20 protein-coding genes are annotated in these 20,514 nt (G+C 45.8%); 8 read left to right on the forward strand and 12 right to left on the reverse strand.

Annotation, left to right across the window (positions count from 1 at the left end; translation table 11 throughout):
- Positions 1-134: 134 nt before the first annotated feature.
- Complete coding sequence (locus C9J01_RS26690; protein WP_107301122.1) at positions 135-1,073, forward strand: LysR family transcriptional regulator; 939 nt, start codon at positions 135-137, stop codon at positions 1,071-1,073.
- A gap of 65 nt (positions 1,074-1,138) precedes the next feature.
- Here C9J01_RS26690 and C9J01_RS26695 read toward each other — a convergent pair whose 3' ends face one another.
- Positions 1,139-2,095 carry a DUF2860 domain-containing protein gene (locus C9J01_RS26695; RefSeq protein WP_107301123.1) on the reverse strand — a complete coding sequence of 319 codons (957 nt, stop codon included), beginning with the start codon at positions 2,093-2,095 and terminating at the stop codon, positions 1,139-1,141.
- Between the two features lie 238 nt (positions 2,096-2,333).
- Here C9J01_RS26695 and C9J01_RS26700 point away from each other — a divergent pair, with 238 nt between their 5' ends.
- Both C9J01_RS26700 and C9J01_RS26705 read left to right on the forward strand, forming a co-directional pair.
- Positions 2,334-2,720 carry a hypothetical protein gene (locus C9J01_RS26700; RefSeq protein ID WP_107301124.1) on the forward strand — a complete coding sequence of 129 codons (387 nt, stop codon included), beginning with the start codon at positions 2,334-2,336 and terminating at the stop codon, positions 2,718-2,720.
- Between the two features lie 306 nt (positions 2,721-3,026).
- On the forward strand, positions 3,027-3,599 hold the full coding sequence (locus tag C9J01_RS26705) for a DUF2913 family protein (RefSeq protein ID WP_107301125.1): 573 nt from the start codon (positions 3,027-3,029) through the stop codon (positions 3,597-3,599).
- A gap of 74 nt (positions 3,600-3,673) precedes the next feature.
- Here the strand turns inward: C9J01_RS26705 and C9J01_RS26710 are convergent, their stop codons facing one another.
- The 5 genes from C9J01_RS26710 to C9J01_RS30110 form a co-directional block, all read right to left on the reverse strand.
- Positions 3,674-5,149, reverse strand: coding sequence for a glutathione synthase (locus C9J01_RS26710; RefSeq protein WP_107301126.1), 1,476 nt, complete (start codon positions 5,147-5,149; stop codon positions 3,674-3,676).
- Positions 5,150-5,241: 92 nt separating this feature from the next.
- Positions 5,242-7,035: an ABC transporter ATP-binding protein gene (locus tag C9J01_RS26715; RefSeq protein ID WP_107301127.1), complete on the reverse strand. Its 1,794-nt coding sequence runs from the start codon at positions 7,033-7,035 to the stop codon at positions 5,242-5,244.
- Positions 7,028-8,863, reverse strand: a complete 1,836-nt coding sequence (locus C9J01_RS26720; protein ID WP_107301128.1) for an ABC transporter ATP-binding protein — start codon at positions 8,861-8,863, stop codon at positions 7,028-7,030. The genes C9J01_RS26715 and C9J01_RS26720 overlap by 8 nt, the downstream gene beginning before the upstream one ends.
- Positions 8,864-9,155: 292 nt before the next feature.
- Positions 9,156-9,497 carry a hypothetical protein gene (locus C9J01_RS26725; RefSeq protein ID WP_107301129.1) on the reverse strand — a complete coding sequence of 114 codons (342 nt, stop codon included), beginning with the start codon at positions 9,495-9,497 and terminating at the stop codon, positions 9,156-9,158.
- 176 nt (positions 9,498-9,673) lie between these two features.
- Positions 9,674-9,808: a hypothetical protein gene (locus C9J01_RS30110; protein WP_255526787.1), complete on the reverse strand. Its 135-nt coding sequence runs from the start codon at positions 9,806-9,808 to the stop codon at positions 9,674-9,676.
- Between the two features lie 235 nt (positions 9,809-10,043).
- On the opposite strand from C9J01_RS30110, the gene C9J01_RS26730 reads away from it, so the two are divergent.
- The 3 genes from C9J01_RS26730 to C9J01_RS26740 all read left to right on the forward strand — a co-directional run bounded on the left by C9J01_RS26730 (position 10,044) and on the right by C9J01_RS26740 (position 13,085).
- Complete coding sequence (locus C9J01_RS26730) at positions 10,044-10,580, forward strand: GNAT family N-acetyltransferase (protein WP_107301130.1); 537 nt, start codon at positions 10,044-10,046, stop codon at positions 10,578-10,580.
- A gap of 505 nt (positions 10,581-11,085) precedes the next feature.
- Positions 11,086-11,286 carry a hypothetical protein gene (locus C9J01_RS26735; protein WP_107301131.1) on the forward strand — a complete coding sequence of 67 codons (201 nt, stop codon included), beginning with the start codon at positions 11,086-11,088 and terminating at the stop codon, positions 11,284-11,286.
- A gap of 485 nt (positions 11,287-11,771) precedes the next feature.
- A complete protein-coding gene (locus C9J01_RS26740) occupies positions 11,772-13,085 on the forward strand; it encodes a peptidoglycan DD-metalloendopeptidase family protein (protein ID WP_107301132.1) in 1,314 nt (437 codons plus the stop codon).
- A gap of 82 nt (positions 13,086-13,167) precedes the next feature.
- Here the strand turns inward: C9J01_RS26740 and C9J01_RS26745 are convergent, their stop codons facing one another.
- From C9J01_RS26745 to C9J01_RS26755, 3 genes are all read right to left on the reverse strand, one after another.
- Complete coding sequence (locus C9J01_RS26745) at positions 13,168-13,659, reverse strand: GreA/GreB family elongation factor (protein WP_107301140.1); 492 nt, start codon at positions 13,657-13,659, stop codon at positions 13,168-13,170.
- Between the two features lie 99 nt (positions 13,660-13,758).
- On the reverse strand, positions 13,759-14,712 hold the full coding sequence (gene melR, locus C9J01_RS26750; RefSeq protein WP_107301133.1) for a transcriptional regulator MelR: 954 nt from the start codon (positions 14,710-14,712) through the stop codon (positions 13,759-13,761).
- Between the two features lie 370 nt (positions 14,713-15,082).
- Positions 15,083-16,498, reverse strand: a complete 1,416-nt coding sequence (locus C9J01_RS26755) for a DUF3943 domain-containing protein (protein ID WP_107301134.1) — start codon at positions 16,496-16,498, stop codon at positions 15,083-15,085.
- A 294-nt stretch (positions 16,499-16,792) separates the two neighbouring features.
- On the opposite strand from C9J01_RS26755, the gene C9J01_RS26760 reads away from it, so the two are divergent.
- Positions 16,793-17,533, forward strand: coding sequence for a hypothetical protein (locus C9J01_RS26760; protein WP_170114939.1), 741 nt, complete (start codon positions 16,793-16,795; stop codon positions 17,531-17,533).
- A gap of 381 nt (positions 17,534-17,914) precedes the next feature.
- Entirely contained in the window at positions 17,915-18,982 is a 1,068-nt protein-coding gene (gene trpS, locus C9J01_RS26765) for a tryptophan--tRNA ligase (protein WP_107301136.1), read from the forward strand.
- 56 nt (positions 18,983-19,038) lie between these two features.
- Here trpS and C9J01_RS26770 read toward each other — a convergent pair whose 3' ends face one another.
- The 3 genes from C9J01_RS26770 to C9J01_RS26780 form a co-directional block, all read right to left on the reverse strand.
- The gene (locus tag C9J01_RS26770) at positions 19,039-19,257 is read right to left on the reverse strand and encodes a hypothetical protein (RefSeq protein WP_107301137.1); all 219 of its coding nucleotides are present in this window, start codon (positions 19,255-19,257) and stop codon (positions 19,039-19,041) included.
- Positions 19,258-19,422: 165 nt separating this feature from the next.
- Positions 19,423-20,025: a 2OG-Fe(II) oxygenase gene (locus C9J01_RS26775; RefSeq protein WP_107301138.1), complete on the reverse strand. Its 603-nt coding sequence runs from the start codon at positions 20,023-20,025 to the stop codon at positions 19,423-19,425.
- Positions 20,026-20,137: 112 nt separating this feature from the next.
- Positions 20,138-20,353, reverse strand: a complete 216-nt coding sequence (locus tag C9J01_RS26780) for a TIGR02450 family Trp-rich protein (protein WP_107301139.1) — start codon at positions 20,351-20,353, stop codon at positions 20,138-20,140.
- Between the last annotated feature and the right edge of the window lie 161 nt (positions 20,354-20,514).

Here is a 20,514-nt window from a genome sequence, read left to right on the forward strand (position 1 = left end):
AATAAGCGAGATTGAATGCCCCGCTCTAGGTAATATTCACTAACACGTTGAATACTCATCTTTTAAATCAATCAGGTTGTGCTATGTTAGTAACAGATTCATATTGGAAAATGGCCATGGAGTAGACAGCGCAGATGAAAACCAATCTTGAGGATCTTGACCTTAATCTCCTAAAGCTACTTCGCGTGGTGGTAGAAACTCGCAACACATCGATTGCTGCAGAAAAACTCGGTATTTCTCAAACCAGTGTCAGCCGAGGATTGGCAAAACTACGTGAAACATTCGGAGACCAGTTATTTATTCGCAAGGCCCATGGTGTCGAACCCTCAGAACTGGCCGAGCGACTCGCAGAAGCCGCAGAGAACATGCTGACTCCCTTCGCCAATGTGCTTGACTCCTACCAAAGCTTTAATCCGCTTGAATATAGTGGCAAAGTCGTTATTGCCCTCGAGTTAAGTCTCCTCGAGACGTTTGGCCAAGGTATTTACCGGGCACTCAATGACGCGCTACCCAATGCGAGCCTCGAGCTCATTTATTGGCAAGAAGGCTCACTGCAAGACATTCTCGATCGAAAAATCGATTATATGGTCCACTATTCACCTTATCCTCTGCCTCAAGACCTTTATGCCCATCATCTCAGTAGCCTGAAAATCAGCTTGGTTGCAAGGAAGGATCATTCTATCCTCAGTCAAACCAGCGACCTAGAATCTATCGCTCATCTTCCGGTAGTAAAGCTCGTTTCCGATGCTGTTAACGTAAAGCGTGACGCCTTTGATGAACTTTATTTAGAAAAAGGGTTTACGCCGAAAATTGCACTCAGAACGCACAGTATTCCTGTTGCTATCACAAAACTTGAGAGTTCCGATGCCATCAAGTTCAGTAGCAGTTACCTCATGAACCTGAGCGATAAGTTAGCCTGCTATCCATTACCTAAAATGCCAGCGCATTTGACGGAGTTCAGCATTTCAGGCAGCTATCTTCAGTCCAAACGAGGTTACCCACTCAACCAGCACCTGCACCAAACCATGCAAACCTTCTTCGATAGCGTGGTGCAGCCAGATATGACCCAATAACTTCTCATTCAGCAGGTAACCAGCGTTATTGAGTAGTTACCTGCTTTTTAATAGAGCCTCAATGTTCAAAATTGATAGCTCATACCCACTGTCATCAGGTATTCCTCACTCTCATAGAAATCAATGTTTGAGGTGTTGAAATTTGCCCCAGCCAATGAAACCAAACTCCAGTTTTCCCAGCCGGCAAAATCAGCATACTCATAGGCTAAAAAGACTTTGTAGCGGTTGTCCGTGCGTTCTTTGTTGAAAATAGGGTTGTTACCCTCGTAATCTCGATACGCATAACCGCCCGTTAGCGCTAAGCTGTGTGCATCGACAGACGTAAAATACGTCACCTCTGCTTTGTATTGATCAAATGTCTCCGCTTTACCCTTGGCATCGCGGTGGGTATACGACACGGAAGAGACTAAGCCTGAGCGGTTACTGAGCATCGTTTTGTGTGAGCCTTTGATATAGTAAGTATCATGGTCACGGCGTAACGCCTGTTCTGTCACTTGCTCGTCATCCACCTCTGCGGTGGCATACGCCATATCGAGCGACATACCCGAGTTATTAATATTATTAAGCTTCACACGAAACGCATGGCCTTCAATATCTGTTTTTTGTCGATTACTTCCTGTTTGATATGGGTTAGCCCACACCTCACCCGAGACGACCGTTGGCAAGAAGGCTGCATCCAGTTGGGTTCCATTGGCAAAATCGTATTGGTAGCCGACCTCAAAAGCCAAGTCACCCACCGCTAGGTCATCCCTTGAGGTACCCAGGTAAACTCGCTGGTTATTATCATCACCCAATCGATAAGTCAGGCTTCCGAGGGGAGCGGCAATAAAATCATCGGTATGGGAACCTTTGCTATTCAAGTCATTTAAACGAGCATTACCATCAGTACTCAAGTTCGAGTTCGTCGACATATACCCCGAAGTCACTATAATTTCACCACTCAACCGAGAAGGCTCATTAGCAAAAGTCATTGCCGAGAAACCTGTAAGCGCACCTGCTGTATATAGAAGGTAATTTTTCATCATCATCTCTATTTATATTAATTTTCAATAGACGGAAATAATTTCTGGTGGCAATATTAAGCAACCAGCATGAGATGACTACGTTTAACAGATATTCATTTCTGGTCACTACATAAAAAAGCCAGATAAGAACTGTCATTTACATCGATAACAATTTTGAATTTCTCTTATTCATGGTAGATGTATACAGGTAATGCTAGCTTTATTTCAACAACATACTGACAGTAGAGAATAAAAAATGTCATTCTATGGTTCACTTGAAAAAGATAACAGCATTAACATTTACATCAACGACCGCCTTTATAATATTGATGATAAAGGCCAAGGTAAGTGTGAAATAATATTGGTTGACAAGTCCCACTCAAAATTCCAACAAACTAATGATGAGATTTCATCGAAGAGAATCATTACAATGGATATTACGCCAGCTTGGGGAATGAATATAAATGACTTATCCATTTCCAGTTTATTTGAGCTTGCCAAAGATATACACCTCCTCGCAGATATTTATTGGATTGATAAACTTAAAATTAATGACTTGAGTAATAACGTTCAATTGAGTGAAATTTTGGAGTCAATTTTTCACAAACGACTACAAGATGAATTAGCGCTTGATTACTATTAATCAATCTAACGTATTCACTCCTCGCAACTCTTTCCCCTTAATGCCAACTTACCCTCATTCGTTACGTTGGCATTATCCTCGCGAAATCTTCCCCAAACACGGCTTCTCCCCAAGCTAAATTGCTTAATTATTGTACATTATTAGCGACGTAGCGCAGGGGATACCTTTTCATGGAGCCATTCAATCAAGCTCTAAAAAGTCCCTTATTCCTTTAAGGACTATTTTATCTGAGAAAATGTAAAAAAATTTTTTCAAAGTTCGATATAATGGTACCGATAATCTTGTAGAGATTTGGATAGTACGTTAATGAACCAAACCCAGCAGTTGCTAGATGTTAGTACCAACGCTTTATTGCACCTCGAATTTCAGAAACTGGACAAGCACCTTACCTTAGCTGAAAGAAATAATATTTTAGTTAAGTACTTCAAACGTATAGCTAAATCCAATAGATACCGAGCAATCAAAAAAACAGCTAAACAGTGGATCAATGTTGGCCGACACCCTGAAGGTGATTTGGAAACCACACTGAGTAACGAAGTAGAGCAACTCACCCAAACTTGCTCCACCGACTTGTACCGCTTTGTCGGTTTGGTTGATGACATTGAATCTCAGCTGAAAACCAAAGTGCAGTATTCACAAGCGCACAAAATTGACCTGAATGCCCGCTATGGGAAGGTATTGGTCTGCGTGGTGGATGAAGATTTGAAGGCCAGTTTCGACGAAGAAGGCTTGATGACTAAATCGACCCAGATTCTGTTCATTGGTAGTACTGATGACAAAGACACTTTCTCGGCTGTTATCGATAAGTGTGATGACTTCCAATCAGTTATTGCTTACGAAGACGAAAGCCACCTTCGCGTTGAACTGTTCAGACTTTAGTGCTTTGCCCTAGATACGCAAAAAGGAGGCATGACTGCCTCCCCGTTTATTGCTTTGAATAATCACCAAGAGTTTTATTCAACCAGAGTTAGTGAATCGAGGATCCCCTTACCGCTATGGATCCCCCCTTCATTTTCACTGGCCGGTTTGCTACGAATTAAATACCCCGCATAACCATCAAGCTGAGTCGCCGGCTCACCATTAAAATAAGCGGTGAATAAACCGATTTCACTGACCAAATCCTCAACCAGCGTTTGTTCTGCATCACGCACAGCAATAGTAGGTACTTCGCGTTCATGCGGGTACAAACGTTGCATCAGCGCCCAAGCATCATACTCCTGCGGGTTTATCTGACTGAATTTGTCGGTGATGTCTTCACCAAAGACACAGTGGCCACCTCCTTCACCTTGGTTTTTGAGCACCCACTCATGTTTAGTGGCTTGGGTCTTAAACCACTCGATCGTTGCGCTATTGATTGGCTTCATCTCAGCCAGCACGCTCTTGACCAACTGCGCTTCTTCAAGGCTCAGCCCCCACCGTGCATAATCCTCTGCAGGCATCATAGTCAGTAGCATCTGCATCGATTTACTGGTTGCTAATTGCTGGCTAATCGTGGCATTGACCGCAACATGGTGCTGTTCGATGAACAGTCGTGTCTGGCTCAAAGTATGGCAGCAGATAGGTTCATTAAGCTCAGGTGCACAGTAGTCTGAATACTGATAGCCAGCCCGAAGATAAACCACATCCACAGCACCAACTCCATCAAGCATCAGGCGCTGACCATCGCCTGTGGAAAGTTGGTTACTCAGTTGCTCAAAGGTACGACGAACAGTGCGCAGTCCCAACTTCTGTAGTGCAACTTCAAGTAAATGCTGATCATAGACATTGTCTTCGTTCTTCTGCACCACCATCAAAAAGGTCGGCTTTCCTTGTTCATCAAAGTCAGCCCGGATCTTTTTCGCAGATGTGGCAATAGCAAAGGCCAACTGCTCAAGCCCTTGGTTTTGTGCTGGAACGGCATTGCTGTCTTCTAGCCAATTTTGGTAAGTCTCTGGCCACTGGCTTTGCATATAAGCATGGAACTCTGTAGCCCTCTGGCCAAATGGCCCCATTCCAGCAGCGATACCGTTGAATTCGATTACTTTCGCCCCATGTTGGCGATCATCCATAAAATCGGTTCGCATCAATAAGAGCGGTTGGCGGGCAGGATAGCGCCTGTCACTAATATCACCATGGGCCTGTTGATGCAGCGACATCAATCGGCCGAAGAAAGGATCCGCTTTGGCCATGTCACCCAGTGATCGCTGCAAGAAGTCATGATCTTCAGAAACCTGACTGATTAGCTTGGTGATCAACGGGGTCACTTTCAGCAAGTGTACATAGACATCACGCTCCATTGTCATCGGCGCAATACTGAAAGGACAATGCCTTGCGGTATTATCTGCCTGCCTGAAGGCCACACCATGCATGATTGCCCACTCACAGGCATCTTCGATGATTTGCTGAGAAAGGAAACTGTTCTTCGCGAGAACCGGCTTTGCGTTCGTCATACTTTTTCTACTCTTACACTCAATGATTGAGACGCTGCAACAGCGGCCTCTCAACCTTTATATGCACAATTAACTGCTATTTTTTCAGCCTATTAAGCGGCCGACGCTTCAGTCATTTGATTTTGGGTCAAACCTAATGAACTGCTCAGGTGTTCGCTTTCTTCCTGCGCCTTTTGGGCAAGGTATAAGTCGCGGTAATCCCCCTCTTGGCCAATCAGCTCATCGTGGTTGCCACTTTGCACTACGCGCCCTTTGTTCATCACCAAAATTTGGTCGGCATTCTGAATGGTCGACAAACGGTGGGCAACGGTGATCACAGTGCGGCCATCCTGAATATTCTCCAGCGCTTCTTTGACCGCTTCTTCGGTATCACTGTCAATATTGGCCGTCGCCTCATCAAGCAAGAAAATGTTCGGGTCATGAGAGATCGCCCTTGCCAAGGCCAGCAACTGTTTTTCTCCGACGGATAGCGAAGCACCACCGTGACTAGGTTTATGCTCATAACCACCCGCAAGCTGTTTGATAAAGGAATGTGCCTTGACTTGCTTGGCTGCAAATGTGGCTTTATCGATATCCAACGCGTCGTGTGATAAGTCAATATTCTCCAGCACCGAACCACTAAATATGGTCGGGTCTTGAGATACCAAGCCAAACATCTGACGGAGCTGCGCGTCTGGTAGAGAGCCAATGGGCTGACCACCCACCAAAATCTCCCCTTTCTGATGCTTATAGAAACGCATTAGCAAATTGATCACCGAGCTCTTGCCGCTGCCAGTGTGCCCAACAATAGCGGTAAACTTTCCACCTTTGGCTGTAAAGCTCACATCAGACAGTACTGGATTATCCTTTTCATAGCCGAAGTCTACATTGCGGAACTCGATATCATATGGCTCAGTCACGTCAACAAAGGCTTTCGAGTGATGCTCCCGCTCGGACTCATCATCCAATAACTCAAACACCCGCTTGGAAGCGACCGTTGCAACCTGCAATTTACGCAGTTCCATCGAAAGCTGCCTGAAAGGGTCAAAGAAACGCTCAATATAATTGAGGAATGCGTATAGCGTCCCGACTTCAACAACGGTTGTCAGCGAGCCATTAGCAAACCAGGCAACAATACCCGCCGCAGTCAGGGTGGAAACCAAGCGTGTAAGCGGCAGTAGCATCAGGCTGTCAATGGCAATGGACCGGGTTCTAAACTGGAACCAGCGCTGGTTTTCCTGCTCGAACTTCTCGGCAAACGCTCTTTCCTGCCGGAAAGCCTGGAGCAGGGCCATCCCCTGCAGTGACTCGTTGATCTTGCCATTGATATTACTGATTTGGGTACGGATACCGTCGAATACCGGCATCGAGATCTTGCGATATAAATGAATGGTCAACAACAGCACCGGGATCAATACAAGGCTTAGCAACATCAAACGCCAGTCCAGTATGGCGATGGCAATAAAGATGGCGCCAATACGCAAGCCGCCCTGAATAATAGTCGGGATAGTCGATACAAACATGTCACGCATCGACTCGGTATCATTGGTTATATAAGAAACCAACTTCCCCGCCGGTAGCTTGTCAAAGTTTCTAATCGGGAAATTCAGGACATGGCTGAACAGCTCTTTTCTGACATCCTTTACCACCAATAAAGCACTGTGCCGAAATGTCACCGCTTGCAAATAGGTAAAGAGCGCTGATATGACATAAAACAGCATCACCAAGCCGGTTAACCATGCCAAGTGCTGCCATTCAAACTGCTGCGGAACAATGACATCATCCAGGATGATTTTTGCCAGCCATGGAATGGCCATTTCAGCACTCACCGCAATTGCCAGCATCACAAATGCCGTAAGAAAGCGGAGTTTATGAGGCAGCGAATACGCCAACAATCGCTTAAGCATGGAATTCTCCTACTGATTGACCTTCGGCGATTTCTGCCGCTTTTGTATCGCTCTCTAATTGAGAGCGATCACCTTGCTGGTACTCTTGCTGGTATTGGCTTAACTGACTCTGGCGCTGATAAACCGTGGAATACCAGCCTTGCTTAGCAACCAGTTCATGGTGCGTACCCCGCTCTTCAACCTGACCGTCATTGAGCACTAATACATGGTCCGCTTCTATCAGGTTGGTCAAACGCTGGGTAACCAATAAAACGGTTTTGTGCGCGTAATGTGCTTTCAAGTTCTGACGAACAATGACCTCCGTTTTCATATCCAACGCACTAAAAGGATCATCAAGCAAAAGAATATCGGCATCCGACAGCAGAGCCCTTGAGAGAGTCAGGCGCTGGCGCTGTCCGCCAGATAGATTGCTTCCCCCCTCTCGCAATTGGGTATCAAACCCATCAGGCATCGCCTCTATTTCCGCTTTGATCCCTGCCATCTCGGCCACGAACGCTATCTCGGCCTTCGTCGCATTGGGTTTAGCTAACGCAATATTTTCGGCAATAGTGCCAGAGAACAAAAATGGCTTTTGGGGCACCCAAGCTACCTTGCTCCGCAATGATTCAAAGGTCAGGCTATCAACTGGGTGGCCATCTATGCTGATAGTCGATGAAGCTGACAACGGGAACTGCCGTAACACCAACTGCAACAAGGTACTTTTGCCGCTCCCCGTTGGGCCTGTGATTCCAACTAATCCACCGTTTGCCACATCAAGCTGAATATCTTCCAATGCTCGGCGGTTTGCACCCTGATAGGAAAATGAGTTTATGCTAATTGCCAAGTTGAACTTGGCACCATTAGGCAGAACTGTCTCCCCTTCAATAACATCTTCTTGTTCAGAGAACAGCGCCTCCAAACGCTGCCATGACGTACTGCCACGCTGAAAGACATTGAACTGCCAACCAAACTGTAGAAATGGCCCCAGCAATTGACCCAAGTAGAGTGTAAAGGTGGTAAACAAGCCGACAGAGATACTGCCTTGGTTTATCAACCAAGCGCCGTAACCCAAAGAAATCACAAAGGACAAGCCATAAACCAACTGGATTGTCGGCCCGAATGCCGCATCCACTTTGGCTACCGCTAAATTCGCATCCAAAGTTTCATCAAGAGTCTGCCCAAAACGTTTTTCTTGGCGTCGACCGATACCATGAGAGCGAACCGCCCTGATCCCCGATACTGTCTCGCGAGTTTCTTCATTGAGATGCGAAAAAGCTTCCTGAGCACGACCAAAGGCTTTATGCAGCTTGGTGCCATATCGGCTAGTGACAAGGACCAGTAAAGGAAACGGTAACAATGCCACGGCAGTCAATTCGCCGCTGACCACAAAAATCATACCGAAGATAACGGTGAAGCCAGCAATTACTGAATCCACCAAAGTCATGATCCCCATACCTGTTGCTTCTTCAACCGCGTTGAGATCGTTTGTCGCATGCGCCATCAAATCGCCGGTACTGCGACGGGAATAAAACGACGGTGACAATGTCGAAAACTTCTGGAATAAATCTCGGCGCAACACCTTAGTGATCCCAATTGCAGCACCATAAAGTTGGCTCTGCCAGACATAACGCAGGCCGTACATGGCGATAGCGGCAGCGACAATACCGCCAAGGTGCACCATCAATACTGACAACGTCAGATCACCTAAGCTGATACGATCTACAATTCGGCCGATGAGCCATGAAGGCACCAAATTCAACAATGCCACAACTTGCAACACCACTATGGCAATTAAGTACTGGCGGGCAAACATTTTTATGTAGCCCCGCAACTTCCAAAGAATATTCATGTGCTATTTCACTAAGACCTCTAGCTTGCATACATTCGCCTATAAACGGCTTAAATGCCTTACGGCGTGTTTTCTACGTCTGACACTTTCATGTCGCGCAATAATTTCCAATTATCCAGAAATATCGATTTAAAACAAATATTGTCAGTGTTGGGTACAACGACAAAACCAAATGCACCTTAAGAAGACGAATGAGGAAAGAAAAAGACGAAATAAAATGAAGAAAAGTGAGCCAGTACTAAATCAGATTTGTCATCAGCTTGAAAAACAGTGGGATATGAAGAAAGTGAAATTAAGCAGACTGAGTTACGGGAGCTTTATCAGCCAACAGACGATCAAGTTCTGCACTGGCATGCCAGTCATTAACTTGAGTTGCTCCGTGTTTCACGGTATGTAAATCGGTATTGGGAAAGACATAAACATTATGGTGAACACCAGGTTTTACCGTAATCACTTCACTCTCTGACACCTCTTTGATAAGAGATTTCCCATCCTTGAGCTCAGCGAAGAGGATTCTGCCTGATTGAACAATGTACGTCTCGTAAGTCGAGATATGATAGTGGCTATTCTGCCAAGCACCATCAGCATTAGGGTAACGAGTACGGATATAACCGGATCCATCGCTGGCTTTCATTCTGTGGCGCGACTCCCCGTTAGCCATCACTTCACTGTTAGTATGTAAAGTATCAAATGAACCTGAAAGTGAAGGGGCTTTTATCATAGGGGGTGGAGAGGGTGTTATGTACCGCGATTCAAGAACCGCGGTACGAAAAATAGATAGGCTATAGGGAAATTAGTCTGTGGTTAGGGCTAATAATCTAGCCAGTCATTGAAGTCTACCCAAGATAAACCTAGGCTTTTCATCTGCTCGACGTAAAGTTCATACTCGGCACATTGCGCATCTCGTTCAGGATTGCGCCAGTTCTTGTCTTCTTTCAAACTCATAAATCCATCCTTGAATCCAAATGAAGGTTGAAACACCTACTGTCAATTCACCCTAACACTAAATATCAATGTTGCAAACAAAAAACATAGGATGCCTAAAAAACTGAATAACTCGCTGCAAATCAACCACTCAGAACATATTGACTGAATTTATGCCATTTAATAGCGCTTAGTATTGACCTGTCTATAACTTCACAGTTTATGCTGCTACCATCAATTTTGAGGAGAGATAAAAATGTACTACGGCATCTATGAGAAAGGCCAGTCCAAAGCCATTATCGAATTATTTACCCAAACCTTCTCAGATTCAGAAGGGCAAAATGAAGGCAAAGTGATTGGCCAGTTAGTCAGCGAATTGCTGGAATCGACCAAGGGCGAGGATATCTTCACCTTTGTCGCCAAAGACGAAACCGAGATCCTTGGCAGTATCTTGTTTACCCGCCTGACATTCGAGTCAGACAAAACGGCTTTTTTACTCGCTCCTGTTGCCGTTAGCACACAGAGCCAAGGTAAGGGAATTGGACAGGCGCTAATCAAAGCGGGGTTGGAAGCCCTCAAGCACCATGGGGTAGATCTTGTTTTTACCTACGGCGATCCGAGCTTCTACACCAAAATCGGCTTTGAGCGTATTACCGAGCAAGAGTTCAAAGCACCACTTCCCCTGTCTTACCCGCATGGATGGATGGCGCAATCACTGACGGAACGACCACTTGAAGCAATAGCAGGTAGCTCATCCTGTGTTGAGGCTTTTAACAAGCCAGAGATGTGGTAACAAGTACACGCTCAGCAAGAGTTTTGGCCGAGTCATTGGGCTAAAACTCTTACATTTACCGCTTACTCAGCCTATAAACACCCACACGCACACTCTAAGATCACATTTTTTTGCAATTAAATGTATTTACAAGCTCGTCATTTAGCGTTAGTTTGACATGGTCTGCTACTCAGACCGATGATGATTTTCGAAGTATACACCTCACTTCTCGCCAAAGTCAGATGCACCCCTAGAAGATTATTCCTATTACCATGCCACTGCCGTGCTAAGTTGCGAGCACTCTGCAGTGATGAGTCAGTGAGCTAGGTGACCTCCTGACGAAAACACCAATAGAAAGGTCAATGAGTAAACCGGGTCAGTACACGCTGATAGCCGGCAGGACAAGCGCTGTTTTCAGCATTTGTACTCAATTTGATAGCCACAAGCTCAACGCAAGTTCCCGCATAAGCAATAAAGAGAATGCTTGCCGGGACAGAATGCAGAGTTTGGGCCGAAAGGAAAAATTATGATTTCACATACAGGCATTATCCGCAGCTACAACCCAATCAACCGTACCGGTCTAATCACTTGTGATCTTGGCGGTGACATCCGTTTCTGTGGCGCCAACATCACTAGCCAAGGTAAACCAGCATCAGGTAGCTTGGTCGAGTTCATCATGGATGACTCAAGTAAAAACCTACAAGCAGTAAAAATTAAATTTATTTAATTTTGGCTAAACAATATACAGCGCCCTTTTAAGGGCGCTGTTTTATTATCTACTCCCCACCAGCAAAGTCGCTCACCTATTAACCAGTTGTAAACCACTCTTTCCGCTATTTTTCTTGTCACCCAAATGCGTTGCGATGCATTATTAACCATCAATACCAAACAACACACATATACTCTGTCAGAGCAATGTTAAGAATCACTTTTTTCTGCTTTCATCAAATGAAGCTTAGCTAAGCCTTAAAAAATCAAACATACTTCACAAAACGAATATCTTTTACGCAAGAAAACTGATTTTTTTGGGATCGAGGAACCTTTTTAACACATGCAATGTCTCTTTATGGCAGACTAGCGCTTCTTTAGGGATGCATAGTTATAGTCATTCAAAAAATATTCATGGTTATGGGCCATACCAACAAGGCGCCATAACCCGAGATAAAGAACCTTTATCAAGAAAAATCAGCAAAAACGACGAGTTCTTTTACCATGTCTACGCAAAACTCGACGCTTTCTCGAAAGTGGATGTCGACCAAATTACTGGGGATCGCTGGCTTCTCGCTACTGACGATTGCAGCGCTCCTGACACAAACCAGCACTAATCAGCGCACGGTTCCACTAAACCTTGCGATTAACTCAACCCCTTGGTCGCCAAGCGATCAAGCCGATCAACCTGTTTATGAGCCGCCTCGCTACGCCTACACCATCCAGAAAGGTGATACGCTTAGCCAGATTTTCTCCCGACTAAATATTCCTCTACAGTCGATTCAAGAGCTTCAGGAAGCCGACCTCAACCATTTGAAGATTGATACGCTGCAACCGGGCAATACCTTGCGTTTTTGGGTAAATACAGCCGAACGTAAGCTCAACCGCCTGGAACTGACATTTAGCCTTGCACAAAAAGTCGCCTACCAGCGACTGGATGACAACAGCTTTGAAGTTGAGGAAATCACCATTCCTGGCAACTGGGATGACGTAGTAGCCAGTGGCGAGATCCACGGCAGTTTCTCTGTTTCGGCACAAAAAGCAGGACTGAACTCTACCGAAATCTATGAAATCACCAACCTGCTACGTGAAAAGCTGAATTTCTCTCGCGATCTGCGCGCTGGCGACAACTTCGAAGTCGTTGTTTCCCGCCAGTCAGTTGATGGCGAAATGACAGGCCAGCATGAACTGCGTGCAATCCGTATTCATAGCAGAGGCAGGGCAACCACCGCTTACCTACACAGCGATGGTAACTTCTATGATTCCAAAGGCGAGAGCCTGCAGCGTGCGTTCTTGCGCTACCCATATGAGCGAAACCGTACTTACCGCGTTAGCTCCAATTTCAACCCTCGCCGACTTCACCCAGTCACGGGCCGTGTTTCACCACATAACGGGGTAGACTTTGCCACCCCAACTGGAACCCCTGTTATCTCAACCGGTGACGGTGTCGTAACCCAGGTAGTTAACCACCCATATGCGGGTAAATATGTCGTTATCCAGCACGGTACTAACTACAAAACTCGCTACCTACATAACAGCCGGATCCTTGTTCGCAAGGGGCAGAAAGTATCTCGGGGTCAACGTATTGCCCTTGCTGGAGCGACTGGACGGGTAACCGGGCCACATATCCACTATGAGTTCCATATTCGTAACCGCCCTGTGAACCCAATGACAGCCAATATCCCTATGGCTTCATCGGTGCCAAGCAAAGAAAAAGGGCAGTTTAAGGAAACCGTAGCGCTGTATGACGAGATGATGGATAACCCAAATCGCTCGATGTTCAGTATGGCCGATACCGATCCTGATCCTAAGGCTTAATCAGAGCCTGACCACAAACGAACAAAGGGGGAAGCATGCTTCCCCCTTTGTTTATGAGCTCTTTGAAAGTTAGTGCCTACTATCAGTAAATAGCTTCCACTTCATAGAAAACCACTCTACCGCCAATATGTACTTCTGCCTCTTCCCCTAGCGTTAAGCCCAGCAAGGCTTCACCTATTGGCGAAGACGGAGTAACAACAACCACCTCGTGATTATTTAGCTTCAGCTTGATGCCTCCCGCTGCAGGGCCAAAGAATATCCACTTTTCCATATCGTCTTCATCAAGAAGATGGACTAGGCATCCCAACACGATTTCATCTAATGACTTTGGGAGTGTAGCTTTGAGTTGATCGTAAGCATTAATATCTGCCAGACACTCGGCAACACGCTGTGATTGTCCATGGGCTAAATATGCCGCCTCGATAGCCAAAGTATCATATTGGGTCTCCGCCACACTCTGATCATCGGTTGCCGCACTGTGAGCCTGATCAGCGGCATGCATCGCCCCTTTAAAGGCTTGCTGTAAATCGTCAAGAATAAGATCAATGATCTGAGGTTTATGGCTGGAATTCATGTTGTCGATGTATTTATTGAAACTAGATGGAAGTGAAAGTGTAACTTGGATCACTGCTTAGTTATATATAAACCTTAACGCAAAGATGGTGCTCCTTCATCACTTCGGAATACCTTGGAAATCCAAATTACTGTCATACTGAGCCAGTTTGTTGCTCTTACGACTGAGCTTACGAAACTCCGTCGGCGTCATTTTCATATAACGCTGGAAGGTTTCATAGAAGCGACTGTTCGAATTGAAACCGACCGTCAATGCGATATCAAGAATAGTCCGATTGGTATCAGCCAATAATGCACGGGCGTGGTTAATGCGCATCGAGGTAACGTATTCCTTGATTGTCATCTTCATCACGCTTTGGAACAAATTCATCGCATAATTGGTATGCAAACCAACATGCTCGGCGATATTCTTTACGGTGAGCGGCGTGTCATGATTACAAGCGATATATTCCAAGATTTTCTGAACATGGAACTGCGAGTGTTTGGAGAGTCCTTTCATACTCCCTTTGTTTTCCATGGTGTGGGTCAGCTTCTCCCAACCCGTTAAGCACACCCTTTTTAGCATCAGGGACATTTCATCGGCAGCTAACTGACGAAAACCTATGTCTTTGCTTTTGCTTTCTTCCATCCAAAACGCAATCTGCTGCTCGGTCACCAAGTTTGGCAACGCAGACTGAACAACCGTGCCATGGGTGATCTGATTGAGCAGGCTTTCATCTAACGGCCAAGCCAAAAAGTAATGGATCGGAATATTCAAGATCCCCATGTTACTCGACTTCCCTGGCTCGATTAGCTGGTGCGGTGTAGTGGCCCAGAAAATCCCAATATGACCATTATTGATGGTAAACGGGTGATCATTGATGACATAGTCGACATCATCACCAAATGGGATGTTCACTTCAATTTGCCCATGCCAATGATAACAGGGCATATGATGCGGTTTACGGAGTTCTATATGAATAGACTCATAGGAAGAAAATAGGCTTAGCGGCCCAATAGCATCGGCATCAGAACTATCTTGCGGGTTCTCATTCTGGGCAATTGATTTAACCATGATTCCTCTGTATGCCGGTCGGTAAAACAGAAGCGAATATACGATACTCCAGATATCCCTGCCGAGAATAAATCCACAAACTGTGAAGCCTAGCCCAAAGCTAATCGAGAACCGATAAAGGATACCATCATAAAAAAAGGCCATCAGAAGGTGTGATGGCCAAAAGTGCTAAATTGATACGATACCCAGTTACCTAGCGTGGTTGGGTATAGATATGTCTTTGGAAGAACAGAGCAATTTATACCTGTTGCCTACACCGAGGTAAAACAAGCTTTTTTAATCCGTATCTTTGTTATTTTTCATCGATGTAGTTACCGGAGGCCAGCAGCCTCAAAACGATATTCACGTTATCGCTTAATTGACACCCCAATCACCACCTTTCACCGCGACCAAAACGGTAAACCAACTGGCCTGAAAATAAATCATCGTTGGTTGACAGTTTCCCACTATAGAAGTGTACCCAATCGGCTTGCAACGCCCAGTTACTGTTTAGCTGGTAGTGCAAACCTAACCCGCCGTTGACCTGGAAGGTCGTGGTGTCCCTGTCTTTTTCCAACAGGGTTTCGCCTATCCCTGCATTGATATAAGGGCGTAAATCATCATCAGCAAGGAAATAATATTGGAAATCAAAACTGTAATTTTCATAGGTGATGCTCTCACCCGTTGTCTTGCTGTCGGTATCAATGCGGGTATATTGCAGGCGAGACGACAAAGATGGCGTGTAATACACACCCAAGGTAATCATCGGTGCCCAACTATTTTCGATCCCCCACTCATCATCCAAATCCAGATAACGGCCACCAACCGATATACCGACAATTCCGTAATCTACCGGGTCATGAGTGGTTACATTGCGAACCCGGGTATAGCTGCGACGCATTGCAGGACTGGTCTCCCCCTCACCGAATTGGAAGTTCATATTAACGTTGAACTGGCTATCGGTCTGGCCATTAGGGAGAGCAACATCTTGAAAGCCGATATACCCTGTGCCGGCCTTCACCACATCACGCCCCATCAAATGGTTTACTCCTCGGCCAAGGGTATCTACAGGATCAAGCAGGAACAGCGCCGTGTTACCCATCCACTCGGAATCCCAAACTTTTCCCCCTCCTTGGATAATTTCACGCTCTTTGTTGAAGGCCCACTCACCATATACCCAGCCAAGCACTGGAGTAACGACCAAGTCCTGCACCGCCGGCACCTCGGCAAACGCCTCTACGCCATACTCCCAATAGAAAGTCGACATCATAAAGGAATAGACAAATGCATCCCACTGCCGGTACCCAGACTTTCTCGCGATTTGATAATACACCCCACCAAAATATGGATGACCTATGTAGTTGATGTACCATACATCCCTATCCCAGACCGGCCCTTCCCTGACGTTGTCCCACCACTTCTCCAGCAAGCGGTCATCACTGGTATCCCAATTCGAAATGTCTTCCGGCAATAAGGCAATAAACCCCGCGACACCGACGCCATACCAAAAGATCGATTTAGTCTGCGACCAGAGGCGATCGATATCTTCACCGTTTTCACCTGAGAACAAGGCAACGTTATAGGGTGAGTCATAAACAGAGACCTGACGCGGTACTTGCTCCCAGGTCGTATTGGTATAGGGTGATTTAGAATATTTTGATGAATGGATTGGCTGCTCTAGAGCATTATCTGAGAGAAAAAGAGGCTGTTGCGTTTCAGTTTGGGCTTGCCCGACATCATCATTCCCACTTTCAGCCAATGCTATTGATGATGCCAATGCTAACCCAACTGCCACTGCTAATCGCATTTTAACCTCCGTCCAAAGTAACCTTGGTCATAAGATCGAAACAAGCCTATGTATTGGCTATTAATTTCAGACACTTAAAACCTGCACATTTGAGTATAGTTAACACAATTAAAAGAAATTAAATGCTTACAATAGATTATCAATTCTCAGATCTGTCGCACAAAATTACGGATCCAATACCATTTTCCCCACCCCAAATATCGCTACATCTGTCGCCAACTTTCAATGCTACTTTTCAATTCATGCTAGCCTTTAACAGGGTGTTTTAGCCCTCACAAAATGGAAGGAATTGATATGAAACTCATCGCCAAATCGGCTGTACTCATTATTTCAGCCATTGCTTTAGCCTCTCCATCAGTCATAGCGGCGCAACTCTCTGATGCCGAATTACAAGCCGCAATGGAAGCCAAGCTGACCGAACAATTAAAAGATCAAAAAGTGGCGGCGCATACTGCTGAGTTCATCATGAACAACTTGCTTACCTGGCAGGGTGAACCGCTTCCACTCGATCAAGCCGATAGCATTATTGCCTATGCCTTCGGTAACCGAATTGCCGAGAACGGCAACCAATCACCGGGCCCGATGAACAAAGCCTTGGCTGATACCGTGGTGGAAATCTATGAAAAAACAGGTAAACCCATCTATGCCCAATGGGAAATTGCCCAAGAGATTGGCGATCGCGTTGATGCCAAAGATCTCACCGCGATATACCCTAAAATTGGTTCTGATGGCACCATCATTTACTTGAGTACCATTGGCGTTGCCGAAGAGATTGTTAAATTGGCCGGAGGCACCGAGAAGCTAGGCAAAGCCGTTGTGGTCGGCTTCTATGAACACAGCCTGCGTACCATCAACACCACCAAGGATGCAGGTATAGAAGCCTATGCGCCGGAGGGTATCGAATTGCCCCATGACTATGATAAAGAATCAGGGCAACCTTGGACGCGCGATGCACTGATTTTTGTGATGCATGAAATCCGCAACAGGGGAACCAACGAACGGACTAGGCTGATTGAGCAAGCCTATCAAGATTAATACGTCGCGTATGTCACTCACGCACTCAACGGTAAAGGGTCGTGCCTAGCATAAGCCACTAAACAAAAGCACTAACGTGCTAGGACACCCTTGATTTACATTGTAAAACCAGAATGCGAATTCCCTAAGCCAATCCGTTCAATCATCTAATTTTGCATCCACTGACAGTTATTGACGAGTATCGAAAAACAGTGATAGGTTAATGGCATGCAAATGATTATTTCCAAGCCTTCTATCAACCTTTCTTGGTGGCACTCTCTTTTCTAGGAGCGGTGCGGAATAATCATATTTGTTCAAAGCCGCCGGATGGCAGGCTACGAACAAATAATCCTCTTGTCTCCGGCGTTTATTTATCAACTCGCTTTATACCGGAGACACGCAATGCACAATACCCCAAACGATCCAGCGACGACAGCACCCTTAGCGGCAACAAGTGGTAGCAACGCCACCACAGAACAAAAGATCCTGACAGGCGATCGCGCGACAGGACAACTCCATATCGGCCACTATGTTGGGTCTTTAAAACAACGGGTTGAACTGCAGCACCTCAACCAGCAAACCATTCTGGTTGCTGATATGCAGGGCCTTACCGACAATGGTAACAACCCAAGCAAGGTCGCAGACAATATTCTCAATGTAGTGGCAGACTACCTCGCTGTCGGGATTGATCCCTCTAAAACCACCATCTGCTTGCAATCTGGTATTCCAGCCCTTGCTGAGCTGACCATGTACTACAGCAATCTGGTCTCTATTGCCCGCCTAGAGCGCAACCCAACGGTAAAAAATGAAATACAGGACAAGAATTTTGGCCGTGTTATTCCCGCAGGCTTCCTCACCTATCCAATCAGCCAAGCGGCAGATATCACTTCATTCCAAGCTCAGTTGGTACCTGTAGGTGATGATCAGTTACCTATGCTCGAGCAGACCAACGAAATCGTCAGGAAGATCAACTCACTGGCCAATAGCCAGATACTGCAGGAATGCCAGCCTTTACTGAGCAATATCAGCCGGTTGCCAAGCCCCGATGGCAAAAGCAAAATGTCCAAATCCTTGGGCAATGTGATCGCACTTGATGCATCGGATAAGACCATCAGCCAAGCAGTAAAAGCCATGTATACCGACCCGAATCACCTCACTATCGACCAACCGGGGCAGGTCGAGGGCAATGTAGTGTTCACTTATTTAGATGCCTTCCATCCAGACGCAGAGTATGTCGCTCAATTAAAAGAACACTATCAACGTGGCGGTTTGGGCGATGGTAAAACCAAACAGATCCTTGCCGACTGCCTGCAAACGCTAATTGCGCCGATACGTGCCCGCCGTCAGGCTCTCATTGCGGATAAAGGATATTTGATTGAGGTACTGAAGAAGGGGACAGGGCAAGCGAGGGAAGAATCGCAACACACTCTCGATAAAGTAAAAGCGGCATTTGGACTGAATTTGATATGAAATAAATAGCCATACTCTGATTACTCAGAGTATGGCTACATACCATGATTAGAAGATCAACTTTCTAGATACTGAAGCAGTTCAGCAGGCTGACACAGTTTTAATGCAATCCTTCTCAAGTATTCGGCGGTCGTTGCATCCCCACCAAGACAACGCTGAATTAACGCAAGGATAGACTCTACCTCAACACCATCATGGCTTAACGATGCGATCCACTGATACTCAACGGCATCGATATCTGAGATTGTGTCCCTTCCAATAGATAATTTACCCATCACTCACCCTCAGACATAAGTATTTTCAAATCCAGCTCAAAGAAGCCGGATGGTACAATGAGTAAAATATCAAAAAAGTATGAACGCAATTAGCAAACTTACAAAAAATTACAATATATCAATCATTTGAGAGCAAAAAGCTGTAGCCAAAGTGATTGATTGCGACTATTGAGCAATGTCCAGCAGGTTGTTTTTCACGCCATTGGTCCGGAACCAACCAGCAATACTAAAGCGTTCCATATTGGTTGGCAGTACTTCATGGGGAAATTGCTCAGATAAGAATACGAATAATCGACCAGACTTCGGAGCAAGCTTCATCAGCTCCCTATCTTCCAAATCGTAAACCACCAGCTCACCGCCATCTTGCTGTTCCCAAGTGTCATTCATATAAAAGACCGTGGTTAGACGGCGGTTTTCATTTCCGCGGAAACAATCGAGATGCTTTTGGTAAAAATCCCCTTTCTCATACTTGGCAAAATGGGCCTCATACTCAAACAGGCCGAGATAAAAATGCTTGTTAACTTCACGGCGAATAACTTCCATCCGCTCGAGAAAATCTTGCACCGCAATGCCTTGTTCGGCAGCCAGCCAATGGATTTTGTCACTACGAATAGAAGACTCACGGGCCACTTCATCATTGCGGCCAATTCGAGCCTTGGTCCATGTTTCAGGTAAGCAAGATTTCAGGTCATTCACTTGCTTTTGAGAGAGGAAGTCATCCCAGACGAAGTAGCCTTGGGTCGCCAGCGCATCAATTAACTTCTGCATCACGTTTTCACATTATTAGAAAAGGATGCGGGTTATATCGCCGATAACACTTAGCGACAATTCAGCTTATTAATGCTAACGATAAAAATAACTGAAGGTTATACGATGGGCGTTATTTCCAACCCATCTTCCAGCGGTTACTGTCCTTGAGCTCACGCCAGTCGAGCTCATACATGCGATGGTTGATCACCGCCTGAATAAGGCAGTAAACCACCTTTTGGTTGTCATCGTACTCGACGTCAATCACCATAAAATGCTTCTCACGCCCTTCAACCTCCACCTTGGTCCACTTGCTACCATACAGTGATTTGGGGTGTACCCTGTTCATGGCAATCTCCAATAAATCTGTTTTACCTCGATACGTAATTTAAGGGAGAGCGGATTAATTCTCAAGGGGAAGGCGGGTCCTGGGTCCTGGGTCCTGGGTCCTGGGTCCTGGGTCCTGGGTCCTGGGTCCTGGGTCCTGGGTCCTGGGTCCTGGGTCCTGGG

Origin of the sequence: Photobacterium rosenbergii (assembly GCF_003026455.1) — a bacterium.
Classification (GTDB): Bacteria; Pseudomonadota; Gammaproteobacteria; order Enterobacterales; family Vibrionaceae; genus Photobacterium; species Photobacterium rosenbergii.

Excerpts from the sequence above, each read along its gene's own strand:
- C9J01_RS26710 (WP_107301126.1), bottom strand. The coding sequence starts at position 5,149 with ATGACGAACGCAAAGCCGGTTCTCGCGAAGAACAGTTTCCTTTCTCAG.
- C9J01_RS26695 (WP_107301123.1), bottom strand. The coding sequence starts at position 2,095 with ATGAAAAATTACCTTCTATATACAGCAGGTGCGCTTACAGGTTTCTCG.
- C9J01_RS30110 (WP_255526787.1), bottom strand. The coding sequence starts at position 9,808 with ATGAGTTTGAAAGAAGACAAGAACTGGCGCAATCCTGAACGAGATGCG.
- C9J01_RS26760 (WP_170114939.1), top strand. The coding sequence starts at position 16,793 with ATGAAACTCATCGCCAAATCGGCTGTACTCATTATTTCAGCCATTGCT.
- C9J01_RS26705 (WP_107301125.1), top strand. The coding sequence starts at position 3,027 with ATGAACCAAACCCAGCAGTTGCTAGATGTTAGTACCAACGCTTTATTG.
- C9J01_RS26740 (WP_107301132.1), top strand. The coding sequence starts at position 11,772 with ATGTCTACGCAAAACTCGACGCTTTCTCGAAAGTGGATGTCGACCAAA.
- C9J01_RS26725 (WP_107301129.1), bottom strand. The coding sequence starts at position 9,497 with ATGAAAGCCAGCGATGGATCCGGTTATATCCGTACTCGTTACCCTAAT.
- melR (WP_107301133.1), bottom strand. The coding sequence starts at position 14,712 with ATGGTTAAATCAATTGCCCAGAATGAGAACCCGCAAGATAGTTCTGAT.
- C9J01_RS26780 (WP_107301139.1), bottom strand. The coding sequence starts at position 20,353 with ATGAACAGGGTACACCCCAAATCACTGTATGGTAGCAAGTGGACCAAG.
- C9J01_RS26770 (WP_107301137.1), bottom strand. The coding sequence starts at position 19,257 with ATGGGTAAATTATCTATTGGAAGGGACACAATCTCAGATATCGATGCC.
- C9J01_RS26700 (WP_107301124.1), top strand. The coding sequence starts at position 2,334 with ATGTCATTCTATGGTTCACTTGAAAAAGATAACAGCATTAACATTTAC.
- C9J01_RS26775 (WP_107301138.1), bottom strand. The coding sequence starts at position 20,025 with ATGCAGAAGTTAATTGATGCGCTGGCGACCCAAGGCTACTTCGTCTGG.
- C9J01_RS26690 (WP_107301122.1), top strand. The coding sequence starts at position 135 with ATGAAAACCAATCTTGAGGATCTTGACCTTAATCTCCTAAAGCTACTT.
- C9J01_RS26720 (WP_107301128.1), bottom strand. The coding sequence starts at position 8,863 with ATGAATATTCTTTGGAAGTTGCGGGGCTACATAAAAATGTTTGCCCGC.
- trpS (WP_107301136.1), top strand. The coding sequence starts at position 17,915 with ATGCACAATACCCCAAACGATCCAGCGACGACAGCACCCTTAGCGGCA.
- C9J01_RS26730 (WP_107301130.1), top strand. The coding sequence starts at position 10,044 with ATGTACTACGGCATCTATGAGAAAGGCCAGTCCAAAGCCATTATCGAA.
- C9J01_RS26755 (WP_107301134.1), bottom strand. The coding sequence starts at position 16,498 with ATGCGATTAGCAGTGGCAGTTGGGTTAGCATTGGCATCATCAATAGCA.
- C9J01_RS26715 (WP_107301127.1), bottom strand. The coding sequence starts at position 7,035 with ATGCTTAAGCGATTGTTGGCGTATTCGCTGCCTCATAAACTCCGCTTT.
- C9J01_RS26735 (WP_107301131.1), top strand. The coding sequence starts at position 11,086 with ATGATTTCACATACAGGCATTATCCGCAGCTACAACCCAATCAACCGT.
- C9J01_RS26745 (WP_107301140.1), bottom strand. The coding sequence starts at position 13,659 with ATGAATTCCAGCCATAAACCTCAGATCATTGATCTTATTCTTGACGAT.